We start from the raw sequence: 1,796 nt of genomic DNA, 5'->3' as shown, positions 1-1,796 counted from the left end.
AGCGCGCTGGTCGCCTCGTCCAGAAGCAGGATCGGTGGGTCCTTGAGCAGGGTGCGCGCGATGCCCACCCGCTGTTTCTCGCCCCCCGAGAGCTTCAGCCCCCGTTCGCCCACCTGGGTGTCGTAGCCCTCGGGCAGGCTTTCGATGAAGCTATGGATCTGCGCGGCTTTCGCGGCCTCCACGATCTCGGCGTCGCTGGCGCCGTCGCGACCGTAGGCGATGTTGTAACGGATCGTGTCGTTGAACAGGACGGTGTCCTGCGGCACCACGCCGATGGCCGCGTGCAGGCTGCCCTGGGTCACGTCGCGCAGATCCTGCCCGTCGATGCGCACGGCGCCTCCGTCCACGTCGTAGAAGCGGAACAGAAGCCGCCCGATGGTGGATTTGCCCGACCCGGAAGGCCCGACCAGCGCCACGTTCTCTCCCGCGCCCACGGCGACGTCGATGCCCTTGAGGATCGGGCGCGCCGGGTCATAGCCAAAGCGCACCCCGGCGAAGTCCACCACTCCGCCGGAGACCGCCAGGTCCGGTGCGCCGGGCTTGTCGGACACCTCGCGCGGCTGTTCCAGCAGGTCGAACATCTCGCCCATGTCCACCAGCGCCTGGCGGATCTCGCGGTAGACCGTGCCGAGAAAGTTCAGCGGCATGGTGATCTGGATCATGTAGGCATTGACCATGACGAAATCGCCCACCGTCAGCGCGCCGTTCTGCACCCCCACCGCCGCCATGACCATGACGGCGACCAGCCCCGAGGTGATGATCAGCGACTGGCCCACGTTCAGCATGGCCAGCGAGGTGGCCGTCTTGATCGCCGCCTGTTCGTAGCCCTGCATGGCACGGTCATAGCGTGCCGCCTCGCGCGACTCGGCGCCGAAATATTTGACCGTCTCGAAGTTCAGCAGGCTGTCGATCGCCTTCTGGTTGGCGTCGGTGTCCTGCTTGTTCATCTCGCGCCGCAGCTTCACCCGCCATTCCGTCACCTTGAAGGTGAAGGCAACATAGAGCGCGATCACACCCACCACGACGACCAGGTACCAGACGTCGAAAAGATAGAAGAGCACCGCCGCGACCAGGATCAGCTCCAGCATCAGCGGCCCGATGGAGAACAGCAGGAAGCGCAGCAGGAATTCCACGCCTTTCACGCCGCGCTCTATGATGCGGCTCAGTCCGCCGGTCTTGCGCGTGATGTGATAGCGCATCGAGAGGCGGTGGATATGGGTGAAGGTTTCCAGCGCCAGCCGCCGTAGCGCGCGCTGGCCGACCTTGGCAAAGACCGCGTCGCGCAACTGCTGGAACCCGACGGTCATCAGCCGCGCCATGCCATAGGCCAGCGTCAGCCCGACCGCCCCCAGCATCAGGTCCGAGACATCCCCCGAAAGCGTATCGACCGCCTGCTTGTAGAGGATCGGGGTGGCCACGGCGATGAGCTTGGCCAGGATCAGGAAGCCCAGCGCGATGACGACGCGACGCTTGGCCCAGGTCTGCCCCTCGGGCCAGAGATAGGGGCCGACACGACGGATCGTGCGCCACCCCGAACGGCGTTCGTCGCGGGCGATCTGGGCATCGGTAGAGGTGTCGGGGGGCATGAAAGGCTTTCCTGTTTGGCCCTATCACCTAGGCCGCGGCGCGCTGTTCTGCAAGCCGCCCGCCGATCAGGTGCCGAACAGGGGGGGCGCTGCCCCCTCTGCGCCGGGGGCGCATTCACCCCCGAGGTATTTTTTAAACCAAAGAAAACAGGATGAGGCACCAATCTTCTTTGGTTTGACCAATACCTCGGGGGAGTCGACCGCAGGGAG

At 65.3% G+C, this 1,796-nt stretch carries 1 protein-coding gene; it reads right to left on the bottom strand.

What is annotated here, in order from left to right:
• Positions 1 to 1,586 (bottom strand): ABCB family ABC transporter ATP-binding protein/permease (locus tag PVW46_RS21400; RefSeq protein ID WP_274577514.1); only part of this gene is annotated, 1,586 nt, incomplete at its 3' end.
• Positions 1,587 to 1,796: the final 210 nt, after the last annotated feature.

Origin of the sequence: Mameliella sp. AT18 (assembly GCF_028807275.1) — a bacterium.
GTDB classification, from domain to species: Bacteria; Pseudomonadota; Alphaproteobacteria; order Rhodobacterales; family Rhodobacteraceae; genus Antarctobacter; species Antarctobacter albus.
Note: the sequence above shows the minus strand (reverse complement) of the source record. Positions and strands in the feature narration are given on the sequence as shown.